The organism is candidate division TA06 bacterium (assembly GCA_016208585.1).
In the GTDB taxonomy this organism is placed as follows: Bacteria; Edwardsbacteria; AC1; order AC1; family EtOH8; genus UBA5202.
Window position 1 is genome coordinate 1 of record JACQXR010000034.1, and the last position, 25,351, is coordinate 25,351.

A 25,351-nucleotide genomic window follows, 5' to 3' on the forward strand; every position below is an offset into this window, starting at 1 on the left:
AAATTCAGTTGACCAGGCAATTGGCAGCCCTTTACCAGCGGGTAAGCCGGTGGGCCCCGGCCATAGAGTTGTGGGAAAGACTGGCTGGATCACTGTCCGGCGAATGGGAATATCACCAGACCCTGGCCAAGCTGCATGCCAATAAGGGCGATTATGCTAAGGCGCTGGAAGCATTGGAAGAAGGCTCAAAAACCGCAAAAAATGACGACCAGCAGTACCTTTACCTGGCCTATAAAGGCTGGGCGCTGGGCCTGCAGGGAAGGCAAGAAGAGGGCGGGGACATCTTGAATAGAGCTTTGGAAACCGCTAATTCCGGAGGCTGTTCTGACGGCACATTTTTCCAAATATATAATTTGTTGGCCAGGCATCACCAATCCACAAACGACTTCAAGCAGGTTGTATATTGGGCCGAAAAAGCCGCCGGGATAGAGATATCCGACCAGATAGAAAAGGCGAAATTATTTAATAATTTAGGCTATAGTTTATGGCAGGAAGGCGAGTTAATTAAGGCCAAAACATATTTAGATAAAAGCATTAGCCTGTTGGAGCAGGAAGGGCAGAATAATATTTTATGTTATGCCCTGTGCAACTTAGGCCTAATAAACATTAGCCTAAAAGATTGGGGCAATGCTCTTTTGTGTTACCAGAAAGCGGAAAACAATTTTAATGTGGATGATAGTTTTGCCTTAAAAGCCAATATAATAGTTAATTTAGCGTTGGTATACGAGAAGCTAAACCAGATTAAGCTATCAAAAGAAAAGTATCTACAAGCAAGCGGAGTTTATCGTGAAATTGCTGATATAACGGGAATGGCAATAAGCTTATCTAACTCTGCTTTGCAGGATCAGATATTAGGTAAAACGGCATACGCCGTAAAAACATTAATTCATTGCCTGGACTTATCCCGAAAAAACAAGTTGGATTATGCTGAAGTTATCATTAGAAAAGACATCGGAATTGTTTGTATAGAAGACGACCGATATGGCGAAGGCCTTGATTGCATCCAAAAAGCTATGGCGGTCTCATCGCAAAAGAATCTGAAAATACATTGGGATTGCCTTTATTACGGGGCTTTGGCGGCAGGGAGCCTCAATGATCTTATATCTATGAACAATTATTTGATTATGGCAAAAGACAAGGCCGGCGACGCAATAGAAAAAGCGCAGCTTAAAATGCTGGAAGGATTTTATATGGCTAAAAATGGCGATATTAACAAAGGCGTGGATCTGGCCATGCAAGCCGCCGGTGAGCTAAAAGACAGCGGCGATGCTGCCGAATCGGCCAAGGCCTGGCTGAAGGCGGGTGAATTCGCCTTGGGAACGGATGGCTTTAACGATGCGGAAAAACTGATGCCGGGTCTTTTAACCGCCGAAGCCGAGTTTCAAAAAATGGGGGCGCCTGTTTATCTGGAACGCGCCAGAAATCTGATTCTAACGGCCGTCCGCAGGCTGTTTGCCCCGGGAAATATACTGCCCGGCGCTCAAATGCTGGAAGGGCTTTATCAAATAGCCGCTTTGCTGGATCCCGACAAAAATCAGGCCGAGTTGGCTCAAAGCTGTTTAGACGTAACGGTAAAGCTGCTCAATGCCGAACGGGGCGGCCTGTTTTTGACCGATGAAAATTCAAAACTTTTCCTGGCGGCCAAAGTGGACCTGGATCCCGATACCCAGAACGACGCGCTGGAATTTTCTTCCCATGCCGTGATGGCGGCGGCCGCCGGCGAAACCATGGTGGTATCCAACGACGCCCAGTTAGATGAGTCTCTTAAATCGCGCTTAAGCGTCAAACGGAATGCCATCCGTTCGCTGTTGTGCCTGCCATTAAAATCAAGGGAAGGAACGCTGGGCGCCATTTATCTGGATTCCCGGCTGAAACCTGGAATATTCAACCAGGCCCAAAGGGATTTTACCAGGGCTTTAGCCCAGATATTGGGCGCGGTCATAGAAAGCCATCGCTTGCTGGAAGAATTGCGTTCCAAGAACCTGGAACAGCAGGAAACAGGCTCCAAAGCTCTGGCCGGGTTGATTGGGAATTCGGCCGCGGTAAAAAAAATGATCAAACGGATCAAAGCCGCGGCCCCCACCGATGTAACGGTGCTGTTGGACGGGGAATCGGGCGCCGGCAAGGAAATGGCGGCCCAGATAGTGCACCAGCTTTCGAACCGCCGGGATAAAAAGTTCCTGGCCCTGGACTGCGGCTCCCTGCCGGAAACGCTGCTGGAATCCGAGCTGTTCGGTTATATCAAAGGGTCTTTCACCGGAGCCCACAAGGACAAGGCCGGGTTGTTTGAGGCGGCCGACGGCGGCACGGTATTTTTGGATGAGATCGCCAGCGCCAGCCCGGGTGTTCAGGCCAGGCTGTTAAGGGTGATAGAGGCCGGAGAGATCAGGCGGATCGGCAGCGAAACGGTAAGCTTGGTGGACGTCCGGATGATTTGCGCTACCAACAAGGACCTGGAAATTGAGATCAACGCGGGGCGGTTCAGGGAAGATCTGTATTACCGGCTGAAGGTGATCAGGATAAGCATTCCTCCTTTAAGGGAAAGGAGCGAGGATGTGCTGGTATTGGCCGAGTATTTTAAAAACAAATATCAAAAAAAATTCAATAAAGGCAGTTTGTCCTTTGACGAAGGGGCAAAGAGGGCCATAGTGATGCACAATTGGCCGGGAAACATTCGGGAGTTGGAGAATACCATTCAAAAGGCGGTTTTACTGACTTCCCAAAGAAGAATTACCGAGAATGAATTGGAAATTGAAGGTTACCGGGTTGATAACGCCCAAAGCATTAGGGAGAACCATGAGGGCAGCCAAAGGCAGCTAATAATAAGGAGTTTAGAAAGCGCCGGGTATAATTTCACCAAAGCGGCCAAAATTTATGGCGTTTCCAAGAGGCATTTTTACCGGTTAACCGGTAAGCACGGGATAAAGCGGGACAAAAATGTCAAATAGCGTGACGTAGTTGTCATTTTTTACATCACTTCCTTTCGCGCCTTTTCGCGTGTTTAGCCCCGCCATTGCCACCGCTTTTAGCTGGGTAAACCACCGTTTTGCGGGGCAAGCGGGGTAAACTGGGTTTTTCAGGGAGAACTAAATAAGCCCTTAAGCGGCTAATATTGAAGTTTTAGAAAAACGAGCGGGACAGGTATGTCCCGCTTTTTTGTTTTTATGCCAAAATATCAAACCAAATAATTGGAAGCTGTTATATTCTTAACACAATGCAAATCCGCTTGTTATAAACGCTGTGTTTTAAATATTTAGCCTTGGCACATAAATTGAATGTATATAGTAACGTAAACTTCAATATTAACCACAGGAGATAAAAATGAAAAAGGCAGTATTTCTTGCCCTGGCCGCTTTCCTTTTAGTTAGCGCCATAGCCATTCCGGCGTATTCGGCCATTATCAAGAAACCCATAGTGGTATTGGATGGAGACCCGGTACCCACTCCACCGCCCCCCCTATAAGTATTGCCAGGTTCAATTGCAAATAGAACCAAAAATTTAAATTCCATGTACAATAAATTCCATGTACAACAAGATAGATACCTATCACTTTATTCTGAACACGGGCCAGGATTTTTACGGAAAAGTCCTGGCCCAAGACGACCTTAAAATGATCGTCGCCACAGCCAAGGACAGCAAACCTGCCCGGAGGCTGATCATTTATCACCAGGCCATGCTGATGGCCGAGACGGTCAAAACGCCTTTTATTCAACCATGTTAACAGGCGGAGTATGCTTTTAAACAACCAAGTTGCTCCGGAAAACAAATTACCGGTCTGCGACCTAAAACACAGAATCAAAATATCAGCGGTGGATGCAAAAGGGCTTTACAAAAACAAGTGCTGTGATGCCCGCGATTGCTATTGGAAGAAGCATCTGGGCAATGACATTTTTTGTCTTTTTGACCGGGATCTTCGAGGAAACTGAATATTAAAGAGCTTTAAGATGTATTTCTCTGAAGAGACGCTTAAGAAGGCCTGGGGACGGGCTGGCGGCAAATGCGAGGGTTCGGTGTTGGCCGGAGGCCGAAAGGAAATTTGCGGCAAGCCGCTGTTTTGGGAAAAGAAAAATACAACGGTTGAGATCAAATATCCGGACGGCTGGATCGCCCTGCCCCGGTTGGTCATCAGCGGCAAGGCGCCGGATGTGCCAGCCAATTGCGAGATACTGTGTCAGGAATGCCACCGGCAATGCCAGTGAAATAGCGGCTTGCCAGGACATTTATAAGGAAGCCAGCCTGTCCGCCGTAGTAGCAACGAAGGTGGAAGTGCAACGAAGGCGGAGAAGGCAGGAAAATTGCCTTTTGCCGGGATATGCAGGCCGCCTTCAGCGCCATGGCACTGGTGGATCCTTCTATAGAAGGGGGCCGATGTAAATCATCTGCTTTGATTGAGCTTTATGGCCTGTCCTGATGAATATCTGACACGAAATACCCTGGCTTTCGGATGTGCGAACTGTCCGAGAGTTACAGGGCTTTTTTGTTATTTTCCTGAACCATGTATTCCATAACATAACTGTAGGGAAGGTTTAAAACCTGCCCCTACAGTTATAGTTAATTCATCATCCATCCTGCCACGCAACGCAGTCGAAAGGACTTGAACCTTGCCTGCCGAACATCAACTGGACATGCAACTGCTGGGGCAAAGCTTTTTACGCAACATACCCCAGGGGCTGATGGCCTGTAATCCGGATGATTCCCGGGTGATCTATGTCAACCCCGCCTGGGAAACGGTAACCGGGTTTGCCCCTACCGAGATGCTGGAGGCCAAGCCGCCCTACCCCCACTGGCCGCCCGGGGATAAGGAGAAAATGGTCCAGCAGATGTTGCAGGCCAGGCACGACGGCGCCCTGGCCTGCGAGTGCCGTCTCCAGCGCAAGGACGGCAAAATGATCCCGGTGCAAACCTATCACGGGCAGGTGCGGGACGGGGACGGCCGGCTGACGGCCCTGTACCAGTTGGTGAGCGACAATTCGGATAACAAGACACTGGAGGCCAAACTGCTTCAGGCCCAGAAGATGGAGGCGGTGGGGCATCTGGCCGGGGGGCTGGCCCACGACATGAACAACATCCTGCAGGTGATCCTGACCTCGGGCGACATGATGCTGACCGAGGCCGGGGCCGGGCATCCCTGGCGCCAGCGGATTATGGACATCATCCGGGCCGGGGAGAAAGCGGCGGTGCTGACCCGGCAGCTTTTAACCTTTGCCCGGAAGAACAAGGTGGAGGTCAAATTGCTGGACCTGAACCCATTAGTAATAGAATTCCAGAGTATGATTTCCCGGCTGCTGGGCGAGCGGATAAAAGTGGAGATCACACTAGGCCGCAGCCTGCCCTTGGTGATGGCCGATCATAGTCAAATAGAGCAGGTATTGATGAACCTGGCGGTCAACGCTCGGGACGCCATGGACCAGGGTGGGTTGTTCTCCATTTCCACCCGGGAGGAATTTCTGGACGAAAACTATGCCAAGACCCACCCCGAGGCGGAGCCGGGGCACTATGCCCTGATCTCGGTCTCCGATACCGGGGCCGGGATGGACGCCGAGGCCCAAAAGCGCCTGTTTGATCCGTTCTTCACCACCAAGGCCAAGGAACAGGGAACCGGCCTGGGGTTGTCGGTGGTCTACGGCATCGTCAAGCAGCATAAGGGGCATATTTATGTCTACAGCGAAAAGGACCGGGGCACCACTTTCAAGATATACCTGCCGGCGGCGGCCGACCAGCGCAAGGGCAGGCGCGCCAATCAACAGACCCAGATCCGCTTCGGCCACGGGATAATCCTATTGGTGGAAGACGAGAAGGCGGTGCGGGAGATGGAGGTTCAGCTTTTGACCAGCCTGGGGTATCAGGTGATCCCGGCCCGCAACGGCGAGCAGGCCCTGGAGGTTTTTGCCCAGCGCCGGGGGAACATCGATCTTCTGATGAGTGACATGATAATGCCGGGGCTTTCGGGCTGGGAGCTGTATATGAACCTCAAAAAACAAAAGCCGGAACTTAAGGCCTTGTTCGCCTCGGGCTATTCCGACGAGAGCAGCCGGCCGCTGATCAGGAGCCACGGGGTGGACTTTTTGCAGAAGCCGTTCAGTCTGCACAAGCTGAGCGTGAAATTGCACGAAGTGCTGAAAAGCACGAAGCATATAGCGTAAAGCGCACAGCGTGAATTGTGAATCGTGAATTGTGAAAGCCATCCACTATCCAGTATCCAGTAGACACTACCCGGGAGACACTACCCAGTAGACAGTATCCAGTAGACACTATCCGGGAGACACTACTCAGCAGCCGGTAGCCAGTAAACACCAAACACCAAATGTTAAACGCTGAACGCCGAACAGGGGGAGGTTTATGGGACTGATCCTATGCCATCACGCCTTTAAGGGGCCGTTCTACGACACCGGGCAGGTGGAGGACAAACCGGGGGTCTTTGTGCTGCTGGCCGGGTCCGACGGGCGCTACCGGGCGCTGGGGGTCGGCTATTCCCACGCGGTGCGGTCGGGAATAGAGCGGGAGCGGGAAAAACCGGCCGGGGACTCCAAAAACATCCTGATGTGGGCAGTGTTTTACGATCACAACCTGCCGCCAGGCCAGAGGGAGGAGTTGGTGGAAGAGTTTAGGGCCCGGTGTCGGACCGGCGGGGCCGGGGTAAACTTAACCGGAGAGACGGGATGAAAATGAACGGCCGGGCCTTTGGCTTGCGGCGGACCCTGCACCGGGCGGGCCTGGCCGTGATGTTGGCGTTTCTGGCGGCGTATATCTGTTTTTTCATCGCCAATGGACCCAGGGATTCGGTATCGGTAACTCTGGCTATATGCTTTGCGGCCTGCTGTTTTTTGGTGGTACTGACCAGCGAGGTCAAGGAAAGATGAAGTTATGATTTATCCAGCCATTCGCCTGGTAATGTTTGAAAGGTTGGAATGGTTTGAAAAGAATCAATAGACAAGGAGCGCCAATGAACAAGATCGCCATAGCCGTCATCCACGGCATAGGGGAACAGAAACCGGATTTTGCCGATGAGATGACCATCGGATTGCGAGAGCAGTTCGTCAAACAGGACAAGAAACGCCTCTCCGGCGCCGAGCTGTGCATTAAGCCGGTATACTGGGCGCCGCTGCTGCAAAAAGCCGAGGACAATCTGTGGCGGGCCATGCTCAAAGGCGGGACGCTAGATTTCATCTCCCTGCGCCGGTTCATGATCAACTTCGCCGCCGACGCCATCGCCTACCAGCCGGCCGGATCCGACCGCGAGGTCTACGACCAAGTGCACGGGGTATTCGCTCAAAGTCTAAGAGGCCTGGCGGAGGAGGCGGGGGAAAAAGCCCCGCTGTGCATCATCGCCCACAGCCTGGGCACGGTGATAGCCAGCAACTACATCTACGACCTGCAGGCCGCGCCAAAGAAGAAGCTGATCCCCGAGACCGTCAAGTCCGTTGCCGGGGCCACGCCGATAGAGAAGGGCGAGACCCTTTGCCTGTTCTACACCTTGGGCAGCCCCATCGCCATCTGGAGCCTGCGCTATGCGGATTTCGGGGTGCCGGTGGCGGCGCCGGATCCCAGGCTGGCCAAACATTATCCCAATATCGCCGGGGAATGGGTGAACTTTTACGACCGGGACGACGTGATCGGCTATCCCTTGAAAAACCTGAATTCCCTTTACAACCGGGCGGTGAAGCAGGACGTGGAGATCAACGCCGGGGGATTCTTAAGCAGCTGGAATCCCTTGTCGCACCTGGGTTACCTGACCGACGGGGACGCGCTGAAGCCGATGGCCCAGGGGTTGTATAAGGCGTGGGCCGGGGCTAACGGATAACGGGTAGCGTACAGCGTAGAGCGTAAATGTTAAAAATGTTGAAAATGTTGAAAACGTTAAAGAGGTTAAATTGTTACAGAACGTTCCCAATCCGTTTAGCCAATCAACAATTATCAAATATCAATTATCGCCGGCCGGGCGAGTAAGCCTTAAAGTGTATAACATAGCCGGGCAGGTAGTGCGCGTATTAGGGGACAGGGTTCAGGGGGCAGGAGAATACAGCATCAAGTGAGACGGCAGAGACGACACTGGAAACAGGGTTTCCAATGGAATATATATTTATCAACTTAAAACAGGAGGAAGAAGCATGGTAAAGAAGATGACATTCCTTCGATAAACACTTCGACGGGTTCGGCAAGCCTGCCCTGAGTATAACCGAAGGGCTCACCGCAAGCCTAACTCAGTGTATCGCTCAGGACAAGTGCTGCGGTAGTAAAATCAACCGAAAAACTAAATTATTATCGTTCCGTCACTAATTTTTTTAAACGGGGACTGTACGAAAGAGTGTAGCCCCGTTTTTATTTGCTTTTCCTGCTAAAATGTGATATTATAACATACCATCTGGTTTGTAGTTACCAGTAACAATTGAAATATTTCTTAAAGTAATAAATGCACTGGATCCTATTCCTTTCTAAAAAAATATTAAGCTATCTGCTTAATCCGTTGACCATCATCTTAATATTACTGGCTTTTAGCGCTTTTCTGCTGTGGCAAAAGAAACATAAAAAGGCCGGTTTGTATCTCTTATTGCTGGGCTTGGTCGCTTTTATCTTTGCCAGTTACGGATTCATCGGAAACAGCCTGCTAAAGGGGTTGGAAAACAGGTATCCGCCGCTGCTGGATGTTTCCCAGGCTACCAGGGCCAAGTGGGTGGTGGTGCTAGGGGCGAGCATGACCAGCGACCCGAAAATTCCTTTGACTTCGCAGTTAAGCGAAGGCTCGGTCATTCGCGCCATAGAGGGGATCAGGATCTGGCGCCAGATGAAGGGCTCAAGACTTATTTTCTCCGGGGGCGCGGTCTTCCATGCCCAGTCCGAGGCCTATGGCATGGCCAGGTTGGCCCGGCAGTTGGGAGTACCGGATTCGGGGCTGCTCAGGGAAGATAAATCATTGGATACCGACGACCAGGCCCGATTGATTAAAGAAATAGTTAAAGGGGATACAATAATCCTGGTCACCTCGGCCGCCCACATGCTGCGCTCGGTATCTTTGTTCAAAAAGCAGGGGGTGGCATTGATCCCGGCGCCCACCCATTTTTTGATCAAGGACGCGCCAAAATTCAAACCTAACCGGTTGTTTCCCAATTCCGGCAACATCCAAGCGGCCGAGACCCTGTTCCACGAATACCTGGGCCTGGCCTGGTCTAAACTCAGAGGAAGGATATGATCTTAAGGCTCATAGATATTTTCATTCACTTGGATAAATACCTGACCGTCATCATCCAGAACTACGGGACCTGGACCTATCTGATGCTTTTCGCCGTCATCTTCTGCGAGACCGGGCTGGTGGTGCTGCCGTTCCTGCCGGGAGATTCCCTGATCTTCGCCGCCGGGACGTTGGCCGCGCTGGGAGCCCTGGACATCAAGTGGCTGATCATCCTGATGTGTTTGGCGGCGGTGGCCGGCGACACCGTCAACTATTGGATAGGCTACTGGGTGGGGCCGAAGATCTTTCAGAAGGAAAACGTCAAGTTCCTGAATAAAAAACATTTGATGGAGGCCCACGCCTTCTACGAGAAATACGGAGGGATCACCATCATCCTGGCCCGGTTCATGCCCTTCATCCGCACCTTTGCGCCCTTTGTGGCCGGAATCGGCACCATGTCCTATTGGCGCTTCATGAGCTACAATGTGGTCGGGGGCATAGCCTGGATCAACATCTTCGGGTGGATGGGCTATTATTTCGGCAACCTACCGTACCTCAAAAAGAATTTCAGCCTGGTGATCATCGCCATCGTGGTGATCTCGGTGATGCCGGCGGTGATCGAGTATTTCAGGCGCGGGCAAAAAACAAAAAATAACAAAACAGACCTGTGATATCAGCGCTCATCTCCATGCCTGTGCGTCTGCTTGTCTTGAAAAATATTTTTAGTTTAGGCCTAAATCTTCGCTCAAAAACCAACCTGGAAATAAATGAATTATCCCATCGTAGCCATCATCGGACGCCCCAACGTGGGAAAGTCCACCCTGTTCAACCGGATCCTTAAATCCAAGGCCGCCATCGTGGACGACATGCCCGGGGTGACCCGGGACCGCAATTACGCCATAGCCGACTGGAACGGGAAATATTTTTACCTGATAGACACCGGCGGACTGGTCCCGAACACCAGGGACCGGATGGAGATTTCCATCAAGCACCAGGTGGAGACGGCGGTGGAAGAGGCCGACCTGCTGCTGTTCCTGGTGGACCGCAAGACAGGGTTGACCGACGCCGACACCCAGATAGCCAAGATGGTCCGCAGGCAGAAAAAGCCGTTCATACTGGCGGTCAACAAGGTGGACAAGCTGAAGGACGAGGCCGAGTCCTATGAGTTCATGAAGCTAGGTCTGGGCGACCCTATCCTGATAGCGGCCGGACCGGGCCTGTCCATCGGCGACCTGCTGGACGAAGTGGTCAAGAATCTGCCGGAAAGGTCGGAGCCGGTCCTGGATAACCGGGCCATCAAGATGGCGGTGGTGGGCAAGCCCAATGTGGGGAAATCCTCGCTGGTCAACGCCATCGTGGGCCGGGAGCGGGTGATTGTGGACGAAGTGCCGGGCACCACCAGGGATTCCATCGACACTATCTTCAACTGGAACGGCCAGGAATTCGTTTTGATAGACACCGCCGGTTTAAGGCGCAAGACCAGCGCCCACGAGGACGTGGAGTTCTATACCCGCCTGCGCACCGAACGGGCGGTGGAACGCTGCCAGGTGGGGGTGCTGGTGCTGGACGGCTCCCAGGGACTGTCCCATCTGGACACCACTTTGGTGGCCATGCTGGAGGACTCCAACAAGGCACTGGTGGTGGTGATCAACAAATGGGACCTGATGCCGGCCGAGAACAAGGCTAATTACCTGGGATGGTTGAAAGGCCAGCTGGCCTTTGTCAACTTCGCCGAATACGTTTTTACCTCGGCCCTGAACAACGAAGGCGTGTTCAACCTGCTGCAGAAGATACTGAACGCCTATCATCACTGGAACAAGGTCTTTGAACCCGCGGTGGTGGTCCAAGCCTTTGAAGAGACCATCAAAAAACTGCACCCGCCGGCCGTGCGGGGCAAGGAGATCACCCTGTACTCCATCAGGCAGGAGGGCCAGGCCCCGCCCCGGTTTGCGATCGAGTGCAACATGCCGCATCTGATCCCCACCAATTATTTCAGATACCTCCAAAGCAGCCTGCACACCAGGCTGGCCATCACCGGCACGCCCATCAGGCTGATGTTCCAAAAGTCCAAGGCGCCTTCGGGCTGGAAGAAGCGGCAGATGGTGGACTTCGGGAAACGGCCCAAGTTCCGGGCGGAGACGGAGGAGAACAAGGAGAGGTAAACCATTTTTCATTTTTAATAAGGAAACCAGGAATATCTCGAAAATTGGTAGCACGATTTGTAAATTTGTAGCACGAATAAATCAGCAAAGCAAATAAGTCATGTTATACCGAATACTATTCATCATAGGCGCTTACCTGGCCGGAGGAATACCCTTCGGTTACCTGGCCGGGAAAATACTAAAGGGCATCGACATCCGGGAGCACGGCAGCAAGAACGTGGGCGCCACCAATGTCATCAGAGTCATAGGCAAAGGCCCGGGCATAGCGGTTTACCTGCTGGATGCCATAAAAGGCCTGCTTCCTGTTCTTTTGGCCAAACTGCTCTGGCCGGCCGAACTGCCCCAGCAGCAATGGTTCCACATTGCCGCCGCCCTGGCCGCCATCCTGGGGCATGTCTTCGCTCCGTATCTGAAATTCAAAGGCGGCAAGGGCGTGGCCCCGGCCTCCGGGGCCATGCTGGGGCTGGCGCCGCTGCCGCTGCTGGTCTCCCTGCTGGTCTTTGTCCTGGTCTTCGGCGCCACCCGCTATGTTTCGCTGGGCTCCATCTGTGCCTCGATCGTCTTTCCCATCGCGGTGGCCGTCCAGCAAATATTAGAAAATAAAAACCCACTAGTGCCGATGCTGGCGGTGGGCTGGATCTTAGTGCTGCTGATATTAGTGACCCACAAGGCCAACATCGTGCGGCTGCTGCAGGGCAAGGAGAACAGAATCTCCTTTAAAAAGAAACCAACGGGTAATGAAAACACTAAATTCTAATTACGAATTTCTAAACAATTTCAAAATACAAAATTCTAAATGCAAAACGGCTCAAAGTATTTAGCTATTGGATATTGGTATTTGTCCCGCAATATCGGGATCCCGCCAAAGGCGGTGATTTAGTGTTTAGGATTTCGTATTTGGATATTTTACTTATATGCTGACCAAGAGTAAGAATATTTGCGTACTGGGCGCAGGCAACTGGGGCACCACCCTGGCCGTTATACTGGCCGAGCAGGGCCACCGGGTCAGGCTTTGGGAATATCTGCCCCAGGCCGCGGAAGAAATTCAGCGGACCCGCCAGAACCGGCAGTTCTTGCCGGGGATAACCATTCCGGCCGGGGTCACCATCAGCTCCGACCTGGAGCACTCATTGCAGGGCGCCGGGATATGTTTCCTGGCGCTGCCCTCGCCTGTGCTCCGACCGGTCTGTCTTAAGGCATATCCGTTGATGCCTGCAAACACCGTAATAGTCAGCGCCATCAAAGGGCTGGAGGACAAGACCCATCTGCGGATGTCCCAGGTCATTGTCCAGACATTAAAAGAGAAGACCGGCCGTCTGGTTGTGCTTTCCGGTCCCAATATTGCTTCGGAGATCGCCCGTCATCTGCCAGCCACCACCGTGGCTGTTTCGCACGATCCGGCGGCCGCCGAAGAGGCCCAGTCGGCCTTGATGTCACCTTATCTTAGAGTCTACACCGGCAGCGACGTGGTGGGGGCCGAGCTGGGCGGAAGCTTAAAGAACGTGATTGCCATCGCGGCCGGGATCATAGACGGTCTGGAACTGGGGGCCAACACCAAGGGAGCGCTTTTGACCCGGGGCCTGGCCGAGATCACCCGGCTGGGAACAGCTTTGGGAGCCGATCCGGCCACTTTTGCCGGGCTAAGCGGGATGGGAGATTTGATCACCACCTGCTCCAGCCAGCACAGTCGCAATCACACCGTGGGGACCAGGATCGGCCGGGGGCAGAAGATAGATGACATCTTAAAGGAAATGGTGATGGTGGCCGAAGGGGTTAACACCGCCAAGGCCGCCTACGAACTGTCCCAAGAACATAAGATCAAAATGCCGATCACCGAACAGATGTACCTGGTGCTGTTCCAGGGAAAACCGCCCCGCCAGACGGTGGAGGCCCTGATGACCCGCGATCCCAAGTCCGAAAAATGAAGGGCGCAGAACTGATCCTGGAGCAAAATGGCCTGAACATCCTGAGTTTCGATATCCTGAACCGATATGCCATAAGACACGGGATGGTGGTAAAGTTGAATGGCCGGGACATAGACGAGGGGGCTGGTCTGCCAAAAACTGAATCCCGGAGGCCGTCTGGCGGTGACCCACCAGGTCCACGGCGATCAAATAGAAATCATCGGGCCGGAATATTCCGGATTCTATCCTCAAAAGATCGAGACTGACGGGCTGATGACCGCAGTTCCCGGGGTTGTGATCACTATCCATACCGCTGACTGCGTCCCAATATTTCTGGCGGACAAGGAAGCTAAGGCGGTATGTCTGATCCATGCCGGATGGAAGGGCGCCGCCCTGGGCATCGCGCACAAAGGACTGCTACAGTTCATGTCCCGCTACGAGCTGAAACCGGGACGGATCGCGGTGGTGATTGGCCCGGCCATCAAACAAAGTTGCTCTCAGGTCTCTTCCGGTGTGGCGGACAGGTTAGACCCCGAAGTTAAAATATCCGAGGGCGGGGGCAAGTGGCGGCTGGACCTTAGGTCTGAGAACCGGCGCCAGCTGATCAAAGCCGGACTTTCCGCGAATGACATTCACGTTTCGGAACTCTGCACTTTTTGCCAGAACAGCCTGCTTCACTCATACCGGAGAGAAAAAGAGCTTAAAGGCCAAATGATTTCTTTTATGGAGGCTTAGAAAATGAGTGAGCAAACAGCACCGGCCACGGAACAGCCGGCAATCAGGAACAGGCAGGAAAAACTCGACCGGATGAAGGTTTACCACAATATCCGTGAGGTCTCCCAGATTGCGGAATTGGAGCCCTATATCCTGCGGTTCTGGGAGAGCGAATTTACGGCGCTTAAGCCCAAGACCACCCGGGGCGGCCGCCGCCTGTACCAGGTGGACGACATTAAAATAGTTCTTCTGATAAAAAAGCTTTTATACCAGGACGGATACACCATCGCCGGGGCCCGCAACCGGCTGAAGGAAATAAAGGAAAAGGAGCGGGACCAGCTGGAAATTCCCTTTAACCAGTGGCGCAGCCGGTCGGGACTTAAAAGCATTGCGGGGGAACTGCGGCAGGTGCTGGAGATATTATGCCGGAAGCAGCCGGTTTGAAATTAATAAGTGAATGGCTATGGCCTTACGGCCATAGCATCTTTGTCCTGATTTCAGATTTCGTCTGTCCTGCTTTGCAGAATTCACTATATCTACGCCCTTACGGACATAGTATTACGTTGGTAGAATAAATAATTAGTTTCATAATTATTCACGGCATAAATTAGAAAATCATCAAAAAATATTTTACAATGAACTTTTACGATCCAAAATCAATCGAGCCCAAGTGGCAGACTAAGTGGGAAGAGGAGAAGGTATTCAAGACCTCCGATTCCTCGGACAAGCCCAAATACTACGCTCTGGAGATGTTCCCGTACCCTTCAGGCTCCGGCCTGCACGTAGGCCATTTAAAGAACTATGTGCCAATGGATGCTTTCTGCCGCTACAAAAGCATGAAAGGCTTTAACGTGCTGCACCCCATGGGCTGGGACGCCTTCGGCCAGCCGGCCGAGAACGCGGCGGTTGCCGCCGGCCGTAATCCCCGGGAGATGGTGCCGGAATACGCCGCCAATTACAAGAGAACGCTGAAGCTGGCCGGCTGCAGCTACGATTGGGACCGTGAATTCAGCTCCAGCCAGCCTGAGTTCTACCGCTGGACCCAGTGGTTTTTTCTGTTGCTGTACAAGAAAGGGCTGGCCTACCGGGCCACCGCGCCCATCAACTGGTGCCCCCAGTGCAAGACCGGGCTGGCCAACGAGGAAGTGCAAGAGGGCCGCTGCTGGCGCTGCGACAGCCTGGTGGAAAAGCGTCCGATGATGCAGTGGTTCTTCCGGATCACGGCCTACGCCGACCGACTGCTACAGGACTTGGATTCCCTGGACTGGTCCGCTGGCATGAAGGAGATGCAGCGGGACTGGATCGGAAGGAGCGAGGGAGCCGAGGTCGAATTCAGAATTCAGAATTCAGAATTCAGAATTCAGGTCTTTACCACCAGGCCTGATACCTTGTTCGGCGCCACTTTCATGGTCCTGGCTCCCGAGCACCCACTGGTCAAGGACATCACCGCGCCCGGCAAAATGGCCGAGGTGGAGGCCTACATAAAAAAGGCCAAGTCCGAGACCGAGATGGACCGGCTGAACGCCGAGCGCGCCAAGACCGGAATATTCACCGGAGCCTACGCCGTCAATCCGGTAAACAATAAAGAGATCCCGGTGTGGATCGCCGATTACGTGATGATGGGATACGGCACCGGGGCCATCATGTGCGTGCCGGGCCACGACGCCAGGGATTTTGAGTTCGCCAGGAAGTTCAACCTTCCAATAATCCAGGTGGTCAGCAAGAACGGCAAGGCCTATGAACTGGCCAAGGCCAAGCCCGAGGAAGGCATAGCAGTCAATTCCGGCCAATACGACGGGCTGAAGACTTCTGAGTTCAAAATTTCCATCACCAAATGGCTGGAGGAACAGAATATCGGGCATCATACGGTCAATTACCGGCTGCGCGACTGGTTGATCTCCCGGCAACGCTATTGGGGCGCGCCGATCCCGATAGTCCATTGCCCCAAATGCGGAGAAGTGCCGGTGCCCGAAGAACAACTGCCGGTGACCCTGCCCGAGGTGGAGAACTACAAGCCCACCGGGACCGGGGAATCGCCTCTGGCGGCTATCCCGGAATTCGTAAATACCAAATGCCCCAAGTGCGGTACAGACGCCAAAAGGGAAACCGACACCATGGGCGGCTATGCCTGCTCATCCTGGTATTTTTTCCGGTTTGCCGACCCAAACAATGACCGGGAGTTTGCCAGTAAAGACAAGATGGCCTACTGGATGCCGGTTGACCTGTATGCCGGCGGCATAGAGCACGCCCGTTCCCACCTGCTGTATGCCAGGTTCTGGACCAAGGTGCTGTACGATGAAGGCTATATAGGCTTCCAGGAATCTTTCCGGATATTAAAGAACCAGGGTTCCCTGCTGGCTTATACCCCGGGAAGAAAGCCCAAAGGCAGCGATGGCGCCAACCCGGATGAAGGATCGGAAAAGATACTGGACTGGATCGTGCTCAAGCCCGAAGACCTGGAGGGTTTTCCCAAGGACCAGATCGTCTGGCGCTGGGCCAGGATGTCCAAGTCCAAGGGTAATGTGGTCACCCCGGAGGAGATCGCCCATAAGTACGGGGTGGACAGCCTGAGGATCTTTGAGATGTTCGTGGCCCCGTTCGAGGATGATGTCCAGTGGTCCGAAGAAAGCCTCAACGGTTCCTATCGCTTCCTGAACCGGACCTGGAAGTGGCTGGATGGGGCCCTGCAGCACTACCGGAAGGACTGGAGGGAGGCTTTGCCCGTTGAAACGACCGGGAGGGAGGCCCAGGTTCGCCGCAAGCTCCACCAGACAATCCGTAAAGTAGGCGGACATATCGATGGATTTCAATTTAACACGGCCATAGCGGCCTTAATGGAGCTTTTGAACGAGATCTACGACTACTGGCAGCCGTCGGAGCAGGGTGGCAAGGGAAATGTCAATGAGTCCGTTTTATCCGAAATACTGGAAAACATGACGCTGATGCTGGCTCCTTTCGCCCCGCATATGGCCGAGGAGCTATGGGAGGCTATAGGAGGCAAAGGCACTATTTACAAGGCAAATTGGCCTATATTTGATGCTAACATTGCCAAAGACAATGAGATAACCCTGGTAATTCAAGTCAATGGCAAAGTACGTGATAAAATGGTCATACCTGCCAATTCTAATGAAGATATCGTAAAGGCTAAAGCATTGGAAAATAAAAAAATAGAAGAATATATTAGAGACAAAACAATAGTTAAAGCATTAGTAATACAAGGCAAGCTAATAAATATAGTTGTCAAGTGATTAACGAAAAAGCCCTCATTTATGAGGGCTTTTTTATTAAAAAGAAAAAATCCCGGCCGGTGCCGCAACCCAGATTGAGGATAGAACGGCAATTATGTTTCCGGAATTCAGTGGCAGACATATTCGGAGACCTGGAAGCAGAGAGACCTTGGAATCTTCAGAGTTAAAAGTTTATCCACCTATTTACAGTCATAGTTTACATAATATTTATTATGGGACAATACGGTTGTGTCTAATTCCACTAAACTGTTGTTTCACGTGCCTTTATCGCTATTACTCAATCACCTTTACTTCCGTAATAACCGGCGGCAACCGAAAATTCTTACTGCCTTCGTACCAACCGGTATTCTTGGCTAATTTGATCTTTATCTGAACCAATACCACATTGTAAAGCTCATTGCCCTCAATTACCCCGTTATCGTCCAGATCCACTTCCTCCAGCCATAATTCCGGGGCCATGGACATGGCTTCCATTTTCTTGGGCATATAAAGGAACCGGCACTCGATAACTTTTACCCCGGCCGGGAATTGCCGGGCCTGGTCAAGATAAAGCATGCTGTCGGCAGAGTCCCAGACTGCGATCACGGAATCCCCGTTTTGCCGGATAACGGTCAGGCTGCTTGCAGTTCCTCCGATCCAACCGAACGATGACGACAGCTGGTTTTCAATGCGTTTAAAAGCTGCATTACACTCATTACCCAACAGGATATTGGTCTGTTGCTTTTGCACCGACCGGCTGAAATTGACCATAACGCTGATTATGGCGCCGACCACGATGGAAAATACAACCAGCGCTATCATCATTTCGATCAGGCTGAATGCCCTGGCCGAAAATCTATTTTGGTTTGTTTTATGACTATGCATTGTTCGTAACTTTTAAGCCTTTTATTCATTACACTAAGCCACCAAGCACGCAAAGATATTTCTTTGGCAAATTGCCACGATTAACCTGCACATGAGTGTCCGCCTTGAAACATAATTGATAAGCCTCTCTGCGACTTTTGATCTTTGTGTGAGATTTATTTGATGAATAGTTTCCGTTTTCTTGTATAAAAGTTTGAAGTTATTCCTCAAGCGTCCCAATTACGGGACCCAAACTCTCCATTGGGCGCTTGCAATATTACCGGGCTTTGCACGGGATGCCTTTCAACAGTCAGGCCGTTCTGGGCAATCGCCACATAAAAGCTGATAGTTTCTCCCGGCCCGGCTCCGATCGCCGTAAATGGTATCATGACCTCTATTATTTTTCCGAGAACTGATTTAACTCCGTTCTCATTCTCCGGGTCATTAAATTTTACGGGGATGGTCTTGGCCGGCTGGCCCTGAAATTCCAGATTTATGCTCAAACCCAGGATCTCGTTTTCATCAGCCTTTTTATGGGGGTCAAGCCGGAGATATAAATTGTCCTGATCAAAGCCAAAATGGACAGTTTCCAGCAGGCTTTGTCCCCGGTGCATGGTCCCGCCGTCCTGTTTAATGTTGTACATCCCGGATCCCGCCCATTCATAAAAATCGCTGACCCGGCCGTCTATGACTGGCGAAATGAAATCTATTGGCTGGTTTATCAGAATATCCAGGCTCTTGCCATGGGAAATAGGGCTGAACAGCTCTTTGGGAGCTTCCACATTAAGCAGTTTGTATATCCTCTGCAAATGACTGCGGTAAAGGATATCAAAACCCTCCAAGTTCTCGCTGGAAAAATTTCCTCCGTACCACCAGCACCAATCGCTGCCCTCGGCGATATGCAGTTCCCTGGTGATCTCCGCCATTACTGCTGAGTCTACCGCATCCTTCTTCCGTTCAATGGCCTGCCGGGCTGCCAGCAGCAGGTTCCAGGCCCGGTTGTCCTCCTCCTGGCCGATCCAGATGGAGAAATCATGGTTGATCCAGGAACCAGGAAAAATCTTTTTCATTGTCCCTGGTTCGGGATTTTGTTCCAGGTACTGGCTGAAAGTGCAGCAGTTCAGTTTGGGGCTTCGGGACAATTGCTGATACAGCTGCTCCAGGAATATCTGCCCGTCAGCGGGATAAGATTCCCAGGCATTCTCACCGTCCAGGATGACCGGGACGATGTGATCCCCCGCCCTGCTGCCGAACGATTCAGCTTTCTTCTCCAGGCGTCTCACCAGGTCCCGGGCCGCAGCCTGGCCGTCCCATCCATAATATGTAAAACCTATCAGGTCGGAAAGCTGCTGGTCGCGGAAGAATAACCGGGCGCCGTCCGCCTGCTCCCAGAGGTGGGAACGGTAAAACAGTCCGGCTTCGCCCGGGTTATCCCGGTTGCGGCCGGCTTTGCCCTGGCTTTGCTCCCATACTTGCTCATCGGTGGCCAGCCACTTTATTCCGGCCTGCCGAATCAGTTCCACCGTCTTTTCGCTGACGCTGCCTTCGGAGGGCCACATCCCCGCCGGCCGCCGGCCGAATAACTTTTCCATGTAATCCAGCCCGTTGTCTATTTGCGCCTTGGCATCAGCCGGATAACTGAATCTTTCGGGCAGAGGTGCCGCCGGCATGCACTCCCGGGCTGTTTCGGTATCGCACAGTAAAGGCAGGATGGGATGATAAAACGGCGATGCGGATATCTCTATGGCCTTTTGACCCCAGGCCTTTTTATAAGCCGGGATAATGCTTTTTAGGATATCCATCTGCTGCTTTAAAAGCCAATCCTTGTCCTCCGGGGTAAAGTTTTTTCCCTTGGCTTTAAGCCTGGCCAATTCCGGTTGTTCCTTAAAATGCAGGGGATCTATCCAGCAAAGGTTGAACCAGACCATCAGATCCAGGATGTCCTGATCGGTAAAGCGCTGGCTGATCTTAGCCAGGCCCGAAGAATGAAAATGCCTCCCCCTTTTCTCCAATAAGGCCAGATACCTGGGATGGGGTTCTACCATGTTGGGCCAGTGGGCCATAAAAAAATCTTTGAGCACAAAACAACGCTCTTCCTCGGTCAGGTCTGAGGCCTGCTTTTGCGATATGATAAAATGATAATCCGCGGCCCGGTCTTCGGTATAATCCAGCAGCTGCTCCAGCAGCCCGGGAACCAGGTTGAAAGACACTTTGACCTCCGGGTATTTCAGGGCGGTGGACAGCATATCATAATAATCCTTCAGTCCATGCAGCCGCACCCAGGGAAGGCGAAAAACCCTGCTATCGGGGATGAGATAGCAGGGTTGATGCATGTGCCATAAGAAGGCTACGTTCAGTTTCGACATGGGATTAAGATGTTAGCCCGGAAGCTGCGCCAATTGTGCCTTTGCCTCTGCGGCGGCCGCAGTGCCGGAATAATCCTTGATAAGCTGTTGATAGGCGGCTTTGGCCTTGTCGTTAAGGTTGCCGGCGGTAAAACAGCGTCCGGCCGATAACAAAGCATTGGTTGCAAGATACTGGTCTTTTGAATATTTTTTTACGATCTCCAGGTATTTTTCTCCGGCCTCGGCCAAACGCCCGGTTTGTTCATAGCAGGCTGCCACTCCGCTTACCGCTGCTGCCGTGATCAGAGGATTGGAACCTCCGGATTTGATGCTTTGTTCATAATATTTAATGGCCTCTTCGTTTTTACGCTGGATAAAATTTATATTGCCCAAATAGACCAGCGCCTCTTTGGCGGACAAACTGGAACCGTGCTTGCTAACTATCTCTTCGTAAGCAGTTTGGGCGTTGGCCATATCGCCGTTAAAATAGGCGGCATGGGCCATGCCTATCATCAGGGCGGCTTCCTTTTCGCTTTTGGCCTGGTTCTGCCCCATTAAAATCAAACCGGCAATTATGACAATGAACGCCGCCGCTACCGCCATGGCTTCGGTGGAATGTTTGCGGACGAAAGTGACCATCTTGATGGCATCGTCGGCGAATTCATCGCGTTTCAATGTGTGTTTGCTGACCTGATGAGACACTTGGCGCTCCTTAAGAATTATTCATTTGTGCTGGTAAAGTTTAATTATATCTGAAACCACCGACACTGTCAAGCCGGTTGCTTCAACCGGTTGCTTCAAAAGGCCGGTTTCTTCAAAAAACCTTTCCATTTATTCACTTAGTTGATAGGCTTCTTAGTTTGACCTCTAAAAAACTGCCGGGAACAGTCATTACACGGTTTGGGATCAGCGCCGGTCAGCCGCAGCGTTGGCGTTGGTGGATGCTCAGAAAATAATCCGTGTAATTTATTGATAGCCCCCATCCATAATAATAAAATTGCATTTAAAAACTCATTCCGACGGATACGGCTTGGATCGTCCCCAATTGTCCCCACGAACGGTAGCCGTATTCCACGGAATAGTCCTGTTTTCCTGCCTGCTTAAAGCAAAGTCCCAAACCTAATTGGGACCGTTCCGGCTTGGTATCGTCTCCGTCATAGCCTAAACGAAGGATCTTTTTATAATTTACGGAAACGGCTCTGGCCCTGATCTGGAACGGCAGACTGGAACTGGATGTTACATAATGCTCTCCCTGCCAGCGCTCTCCGGATTTCAATGTTACCTCCATCCGGTCATTGATTGGGTATACCATCATGGCAAAAGTGCGCCGGGCTTCCAGCGCTTCTAAAATAGAGGCTTTGGTAAGAGTGTCTGCCCAGATCCCGGTTAACGGTATTCTGCCGACAGTATTTGCCCGGTCTCCCAGGTTCGGTCATGGTTGTCCTGATTGGCCGAGGCCCCAACCTGCCAGCCATTGTTAAGAGCCAACAAATAAGCCTTCTCGTAAACATAATCGTTATTCATCACCTCCAGCAAGTCCCTGGTCTGGCTGTAATCCGCATAATAACGAAGATTGTTAAAATTGGGGCAATCGTATGATCCCGGAGTTGGATGATTGAACATGGCCGGACGGTCTAAAGCCGAAATTAACTTATAGGTCTCCAAAAGATCGCCGTAATTATAAGATAAAAGTTTTGGAGCATCGAATATATTGATATGACCGAAGCCGTTGGAACTCCAACGCCCGACCTCCTGCCCGGCTAAAGCCAAAAACTGCCCCGGGGTTGAAAATGTATCGGCTGTTAAACGTAGGTTCTGATACTCGTTAGAACTTATGGAATAATCGGTATAATTATTATGATCGGTCAAAGCCTGAACATCAATCAGGGCACTGTCCCGGGCATAGGCGAAGGCGGTGTCGGGAGTGCTTTCCCCAGATTGCCATAAAAGCATTTAAGCTCCGCCCTGGCTATTCCAAATAGCAAAAATGCTGACGAGAGGATCAGGCCAATTTGTAATGATCGTTTCATTTCGGCCCACATTTGTATGCCAGTCCAATCTGGTGATTTCCCGGCAGCGGCTGGTGTTCGCCTTCATAGGCATAACCAGCCGTGAGTCCAAATGCGGTGATGTCCGTACCCAGCGAGTAACGGGCCTCTCTGCCCTGGCTGGACAGGCCGCCGCGCAGGTTAAAGACATTTGGTTTTATTGCAAATTCTGTCCCAACTTTGTAGCAGACGGTGTGACCCGGCTCTTTACTAGCTTCCACCGAACCAACCAGCCCGGACAGCGGCTCGTAAGCCAGTCCGATAGAAATGCTGCTGGGCAGTTCGTATTGAGTCTCAACTCCCAAGGTTGGATGATTCAAGTTGCGTCCGAAACATCCAATCCTCCACTTGCGGTGAACCTGGGCCAAAAGCCCCACGTCCACTCCGCCGGTAATGGCCGAGCCGAGCCGGTTCTGCCAAAGACGGTAAAGATTCAGATTATAACCGAATGAGAACTGGTCCGTCATGCTGAAACCGTTGGAAAAAGTTAACGACTGGCCGGACTCCCAGTCGCAGCCGGCCTTTTGTCCCGCCAAAGCCATCCCTCCCCACCGGCCCATATTTTTACCCAGGCTGACTGTTTCGTTCATCCATCCGGCGCCCCCCGATTGGCTTTCAACATTTGCCTGGGCCTGCCAGCCTTCCAGTCCGGTAAGCCCGGCCGGATTCCAGCGGATGGCATCCAGTCCGTAGGCCATGCCGGTATAGGCTCCGGCCATTCCGTTGGCCCGGCTCCCCGTCTGCCAGTCCTCAAAGACAGCATAAGAAAAAGTTTGACAAGCTACAACAACAAATAATATTATTGTGATTTTTCTCATAGTCTGACTGGTAGTGCGCCAATTAGATGATGGATATCATTAATAACTAAAACTTCCGTTTGTTGTCTGAATAAAGTTTATTGAGCAGACTTTTATGGAATTTGAAATTCAGAATTTGATTTTCAATAATACCGTATTAACCCTGCAAAGTCAATAGACCTAAATGAAAAGGAAGAGATAAAGTTATTTATCTCTTCCTTTTATGCTTTCAATATTGGTACCCCTGGGCCGAGTTGAACGGCCGACACACGGTTTAGGAAACCGTTGCTCTATCCATCTGAGCTACAGGGGCACATCTTTCAACATTATAACAAAAAAGCAGTAAATATGCAAGCCGGTAATATTTTCGGTTACAATCAGATAACAGGACTATAAGTATTTTAAGGTGCTGAAATGAACTTGCGAAGATTCTATCCGTTAAAACTCGCTTTCCAGTCCAAAATGCACCTTGCCGTTCAAGAAACTATCATCCCGGCCCAAACCGTAAACAATGTTTATCCATCCTATTCTGGTATCCAGTTTGAACCCAAAACCGTAACCAAACCGGTAACCGCGCAGGCTCCTTTCCCGGTCGAAGAAATATCCCAGATCTGCAAAGGGAAACACCATCAAATTTTTGACTGGTTTATACCGGTATTCAAGATTGCTCCAGGCAATCCGATTGGCGATGAACTGTTCCTGGTAATACCCCCTGAGCGATGCTGTCCCGCCCATGGCAAACTGATCGTAGCGGGGAACAGGTTTTTCTCCGGTAATCACCATCCTGCCCTTGATGGCCAAGAATATTTCCTGTCTGACAAAGATTTTTTTACTGATAACCCCATCACCGGTAATTTTGCTAACCGTCAGTTGTTGTGAAGGCTGATAATAGCTCTTGCGGCCGTAATCGGCTTGAACTTTAAGGAAAACATCGTTGGAAAAGGTAGTTTCTTCGGGCTTATGCCATTCTAAAAGCCATGTGGTGCTGTATTTATTGCTTTTTTGGTAGATCAGGGCCGCACCAGGGACTATTCTTTCGTATTCAGCGCCGACCCCAGCCTTAAAGCCTTCCCCCACCGGCATTTTGACCAGCAACCCGGCAGAGGTTTTCACGTAAGCAGAATCCTCAACCATGTGCTTGAGCCCCACCCGGGCGGAGACATCAAAACCAAATAAAAATGGTTCGGAATAATCAATCTCCAGCCGGCTGTTCTCCTTTTGCGGCCTCTCCCACCGGACAGAGGCGCTACGGGCCGTTCCGGCAATATTGCCCAGAAAAAGGTCCAGGGATCCAGCCAGCCAGCCCTTTTGTCCGGCTGAAGGCTGAATGTAAGATGCTGCCCCGAATATCCGATTGAACCGGTCCTCCTTAACCCGGATCAGGATCTGCTGCTGTCCCGTTTCGGATCCGATCAACAGCAGCGGCTGATTAACCTCTATAAACAGGCCGGAACTGTTCAACTGTTTCAACGCTTTTTCCAGATCCAACCGGCTGAAAGGCGAACCCGGATCAAGGCCGGATATTTTAAGCAGGGTCGCCTCTTTGGTGGCCAGATTCCCCTTAAAAGTTATTTTGCTTACTAATACTCGGGTATTTTCCTTTATGCCGAAAGTGATCTGTAGATGATTATTTTCATATTTCAATTCTTTCAAGGATATTTCCGCCTGGGGAAAACCGTTATCGGCATAGGCCAGGCTGATGGCCTCCATATCACGGGTGATGGTGGTGCTATCCAATGCTTCATTCCCGCCGGTGGTCATCAAACCTTGTAGAAAAACGCTGCCAAGGTAGCTATTGCCGTCAAACAAAATGTCGCCCACCAGATAGCGGGGACCTTCTGATATCCGGACCAGGACAGAACTGCTGTCAGCACCGAACTCGGCCCGGCATTCCGCCTGATAATAGCCGGCCCGCCGGTAACTGCCCAGTATGGCTTTACAGCTGGAATCGACATCCTCCCGGGTAACGAAATTTCCCCGGAAAGTCCAAGTATCCAGCAGCTGCTCCCGGGTGAAAGCCCTGTTCCCGCCGAAACCAATGCTATCTATACTGACCGACTGGCCAAAAATACCAGCAGTTGACAGAAATAAAATAAAAATAATATGTAATATTTTTAATCTCAT

Annotated in this window: 23 protein-coding genes and 1 tRNA gene; 16 read left to right on the forward strand and 8 right to left on the reverse strand. The window is 51.5% G+C overall.

The window, feature by feature from the left end; all coding sequences use genetic code 11:
• The first annotated feature begins 20 nt into the window (after positions 1–20).
• The 16 genes from HY768_02720 (at position 21) to HY768_02795 (ending at position 17,194) form a co-directional block, all read left to right on the forward strand.
• A complete protein-coding gene (locus HY768_02720; protein MBI4726132.1) occupies positions 21–2,948 on the forward strand; it encodes a sigma 54-interacting transcriptional regulator in 2,928 nt (975 codons plus the stop codon).
• 373 nt (positions 2,949–3,321) lie between these two features.
• Positions 3,322–3,462 (forward strand): hypothetical protein, encoded by a 141-nt coding sequence (locus HY768_02725; GenBank protein MBI4726133.1) that lies wholly within the window; start codon positions 3,322–3,324, stop codon positions 3,460–3,462.
• Positions 3,463–3,523: 61 nt separating this feature from the next.
• A complete protein-coding gene (locus HY768_02730) occupies positions 3,524–3,721 on the forward strand; it encodes a hypothetical protein (GenBank protein MBI4726134.1) in 198 nt (65 codons plus the stop codon).
• A 223-nt stretch (positions 3,722–3,944) separates the two neighbouring features.
• Positions 3,945–4,199, forward strand: coding sequence for a hypothetical protein (locus tag HY768_02735; protein MBI4726135.1), 255 nt, complete (start codon positions 3,945–3,947; stop codon positions 4,197–4,199).
• Positions 4,200–4,601: 402 nt separating this feature from the next.
• Positions 4,602–6,143 carry a response regulator gene (locus tag HY768_02740; GenBank protein ID MBI4726136.1) on the forward strand — a complete coding sequence of 514 codons (1,542 nt, stop codon included), beginning with the start codon at positions 4,602–4,604 and terminating at the stop codon, positions 6,141–6,143.
• Between the two features lie 196 nt (positions 6,144–6,339).
• The gene (locus HY768_02745; GenBank protein MBI4726137.1) at positions 6,340–6,663 is read left to right on the forward strand and encodes a hypothetical protein; all 324 of its coding nucleotides are present in this window, start codon (positions 6,340–6,342) and stop codon (positions 6,661–6,663) included.
• Entirely contained in the window at positions 6,660–6,860 is a 201-nt protein-coding gene (locus tag HY768_02750) for a hypothetical protein (GenBank protein MBI4726138.1), read from the forward strand. Before HY768_02745 ends, HY768_02750 begins: the two co-directional genes overlap by 4 nt.
• A gap of 83 nt (positions 6,861–6,943) precedes the next feature.
• Positions 6,944–7,801 carry a hypothetical protein gene (locus HY768_02755; GenBank protein MBI4726139.1) on the forward strand — a complete coding sequence of 286 codons (858 nt, stop codon included), beginning with the start codon at positions 6,944–6,946 and terminating at the stop codon, positions 7,799–7,801.
• A 609-nt stretch (positions 7,802–8,410) separates the two neighbouring features.
• Positions 8,411–9,187, forward strand: coding sequence for a YdcF family protein (locus HY768_02760; protein ID MBI4726140.1), 777 nt, complete (start codon positions 8,411–8,413; stop codon positions 9,185–9,187).
• Positions 9,184–9,837, forward strand: coding sequence for a DedA family protein (locus HY768_02765; protein MBI4726141.1), 654 nt, complete (start codon positions 9,184–9,186; stop codon positions 9,835–9,837). Before HY768_02760 ends, HY768_02765 begins: the two co-directional genes overlap by 4 nt.
• A 96-nt stretch (positions 9,838–9,933) precedes the next feature.
• A complete protein-coding gene (gene der / locus HY768_02770; GenBank protein ID MBI4726142.1) occupies positions 9,934–11,328 on the forward strand; it encodes a ribosome biogenesis GTPase Der in 1,395 nt (464 codons plus the stop codon).
• A 100-nt stretch (positions 11,329–11,428) separates the two neighbouring features.
• Positions 11,429–12,085, forward strand: coding sequence for a glycerol-3-phosphate 1-O-acyltransferase PlsY (gene plsY, locus HY768_02775; GenBank protein MBI4726143.1), 657 nt, complete (start codon positions 11,429–11,431; stop codon positions 12,083–12,085).
• A 157-nt stretch (positions 12,086–12,242) separates the two neighbouring features.
• A complete protein-coding gene (locus tag HY768_02780) occupies positions 12,243–13,253 on the forward strand; it encodes an NAD(P)-dependent glycerol-3-phosphate dehydrogenase (protein MBI4726144.1) in 1,011 nt (336 codons plus the stop codon).
• Between the two features lie 162 nt (positions 13,254–13,415).
• Positions 13,416–13,967: a peptidoglycan editing factor PgeF gene (pgeF, locus tag HY768_02785; GenBank protein MBI4726145.1), complete on the forward strand. Its 552-nt coding sequence runs from the start codon at positions 13,416–13,418 to the stop codon at positions 13,965–13,967.
• A 3-nt stretch (positions 13,968–13,970) separates the two neighbouring features.
• Positions 13,971–14,390 carry a MerR family transcriptional regulator gene (locus tag HY768_02790; protein ID MBI4726146.1) on the forward strand — a complete coding sequence of 140 codons (420 nt, stop codon included), beginning with the start codon at positions 13,971–13,973 and terminating at the stop codon, positions 14,388–14,390.
• 191 nt (positions 14,391–14,581) lie between these two features.
• On the forward strand, positions 14,582–17,194 hold the full coding sequence (locus HY768_02795; GenBank protein MBI4726147.1) for a leucine--tRNA ligase: 2,613 nt from the start codon (positions 14,582–14,584) through the stop codon (positions 17,192–17,194).
• A gap of 273 nt (positions 17,195–17,467) precedes the next feature.
• On the opposite strand, the gene HY768_02800 is transcribed toward HY768_02795, so the two are convergent.
• The 8 genes from HY768_02800 to HY768_02835 all read right to left on the reverse strand — a co-directional run bounded on the left by HY768_02800 (position 17,468) and on the right by HY768_02835 (position 25,351).
• A complete protein-coding gene (locus HY768_02800) occupies positions 17,468–18,058 on the reverse strand; it encodes a type II secretion system protein (protein MBI4726148.1) in 591 nt (196 codons plus the stop codon).
• Positions 18,059–18,264: 206 nt separating this feature from the next.
• Positions 18,265–20,403, reverse strand: coding sequence for a hypothetical protein (locus tag HY768_02805; GenBank protein ID MBI4726149.1), 2,139 nt, complete (start codon positions 20,401–20,403; stop codon positions 18,265–18,267).
• Between the two features lie 12 nt (positions 20,404–20,415).
• On the reverse strand, positions 20,416–21,084 hold the full coding sequence (locus HY768_02810; GenBank protein MBI4726150.1) for a tetratricopeptide repeat protein: 669 nt from the start codon (positions 21,082–21,084) through the stop codon (positions 20,416–20,418).
• Positions 21,085–21,385: 301 nt separating this feature from the next.
• Positions 21,386–21,697, reverse strand: coding sequence for a hypothetical protein (locus HY768_02815; protein ID MBI4726151.1), 312 nt, complete (start codon positions 21,695–21,697; stop codon positions 21,386–21,388).
• Between the two features lie 71 nt (positions 21,698–21,768).
• Positions 21,769–22,335, reverse strand: coding sequence for a hypothetical protein (locus HY768_02820; protein MBI4726152.1), 567 nt, complete (start codon positions 22,333–22,335; stop codon positions 21,769–21,771).
• A 73-nt stretch (positions 22,336–22,408) separates the two neighbouring features.
• Positions 22,409–23,248 carry a hypothetical protein gene (locus HY768_02825; protein MBI4726153.1) on the reverse strand — a complete coding sequence of 280 codons (840 nt, stop codon included), beginning with the start codon at positions 23,246–23,248 and terminating at the stop codon, positions 22,409–22,411.
• Between the two features lie 215 nt (positions 23,249–23,463).
• Positions 23,464–23,540: transfer RNA gene (locus HY768_02830), tRNA-Arg, on the reverse strand.
• A 125-nt stretch (positions 23,541–23,665) separates the two neighbouring features.
• A complete protein-coding gene (locus HY768_02835; protein ID MBI4726154.1) occupies positions 23,666–25,351 on the reverse strand; it encodes a BamA/TamA family outer membrane protein in 1,686 nt (561 codons plus the stop codon).

Excerpts from the sequence above, each read along its gene's own strand:
- HY768_02725 (MBI4726133.1), top strand. The coding sequence starts at position 3,322 with ATGAAAAAGGCAGTATTTCTTGCCCTGGCCGCTTTCCTTTTAGTTAGC.
- HY768_02730 (MBI4726134.1), top strand. The coding sequence starts at position 3,524 with ATGTACAACAAGATAGATACCTATCACTTTATTCTGAACACGGGCCAG.
- HY768_02735 (MBI4726135.1), top strand. The coding sequence starts at position 3,945 with ATGTATTTCTCTGAAGAGACGCTTAAGAAGGCCTGGGGACGGGCTGGC.
- HY768_02745 (MBI4726137.1), top strand. The coding sequence starts at position 6,340 with ATGGGACTGATCCTATGCCATCACGCCTTTAAGGGGCCGTTCTACGAC.
- HY768_02750 (MBI4726138.1), top strand. The coding sequence starts at position 6,660 with ATGAAAATGAACGGCCGGGCCTTTGGCTTGCGGCGGACCCTGCACCGG.
- HY768_02755 (MBI4726139.1), top strand. The coding sequence starts at position 6,944 with ATGAACAAGATCGCCATAGCCGTCATCCACGGCATAGGGGAACAGAAA.
- HY768_02760 (MBI4726140.1), top strand. The coding sequence starts at position 8,411 with ATGCACTGGATCCTATTCCTTTCTAAAAAAATATTAAGCTATCTGCTT.
- HY768_02765 (MBI4726141.1), top strand. The coding sequence starts at position 9,184 with ATGATCTTAAGGCTCATAGATATTTTCATTCACTTGGATAAATACCTG.
- der (MBI4726142.1), top strand. The coding sequence starts at position 9,934 with ATGAATTATCCCATCGTAGCCATCATCGGACGCCCCAACGTGGGAAAG.
- plsY (MBI4726143.1), top strand. The coding sequence starts at position 11,429 with ATGTTATACCGAATACTATTCATCATAGGCGCTTACCTGGCCGGAGGA.
- HY768_02780 (MBI4726144.1), top strand. The coding sequence starts at position 12,243 with ATGCTGACCAAGAGTAAGAATATTTGCGTACTGGGCGCAGGCAACTGG.
- HY768_02790 (MBI4726146.1), top strand. The coding sequence starts at position 13,971 with ATGAGTGAGCAAACAGCACCGGCCACGGAACAGCCGGCAATCAGGAAC.
- HY768_02795 (MBI4726147.1), top strand. The coding sequence starts at position 14,582 with ATGAACTTTTACGATCCAAAATCAATCGAGCCCAAGTGGCAGACTAAG.
- HY768_02800 (MBI4726148.1), bottom strand. The coding sequence starts at position 18,058 with ATGCATAGTCATAAAACAAACCAAAATAGATTTTCGGCCAGGGCATTC.
- HY768_02805 (MBI4726149.1), bottom strand. The coding sequence starts at position 20,403 with ATGTCGAAACTGAACGTAGCCTTCTTATGGCACATGCATCAACCCTGC.
- HY768_02815 (MBI4726151.1), bottom strand. The coding sequence starts at position 21,697 with ATGATGGTATACCCAATCAATGACCGGATGGAGGTAACATTGAAATCC.
- HY768_02820 (MBI4726152.1), bottom strand. The coding sequence starts at position 22,335 with ATGCTTTTATGGCAATCTGGGGAAAGCACTCCCGACACCGCCTTCGCC.
- HY768_02825 (MBI4726153.1), bottom strand. The coding sequence starts at position 23,248 with ATGAGAAAAATCACAATAATATTATTTGTTGTTGTAGCTTGTCAAACT.
- HY768_02835 (MBI4726154.1), bottom strand. The coding sequence starts at position 25,351 with ATGAGATTAAAAATATTACATATTATTTTTATTTTATTTCTGTCAACT.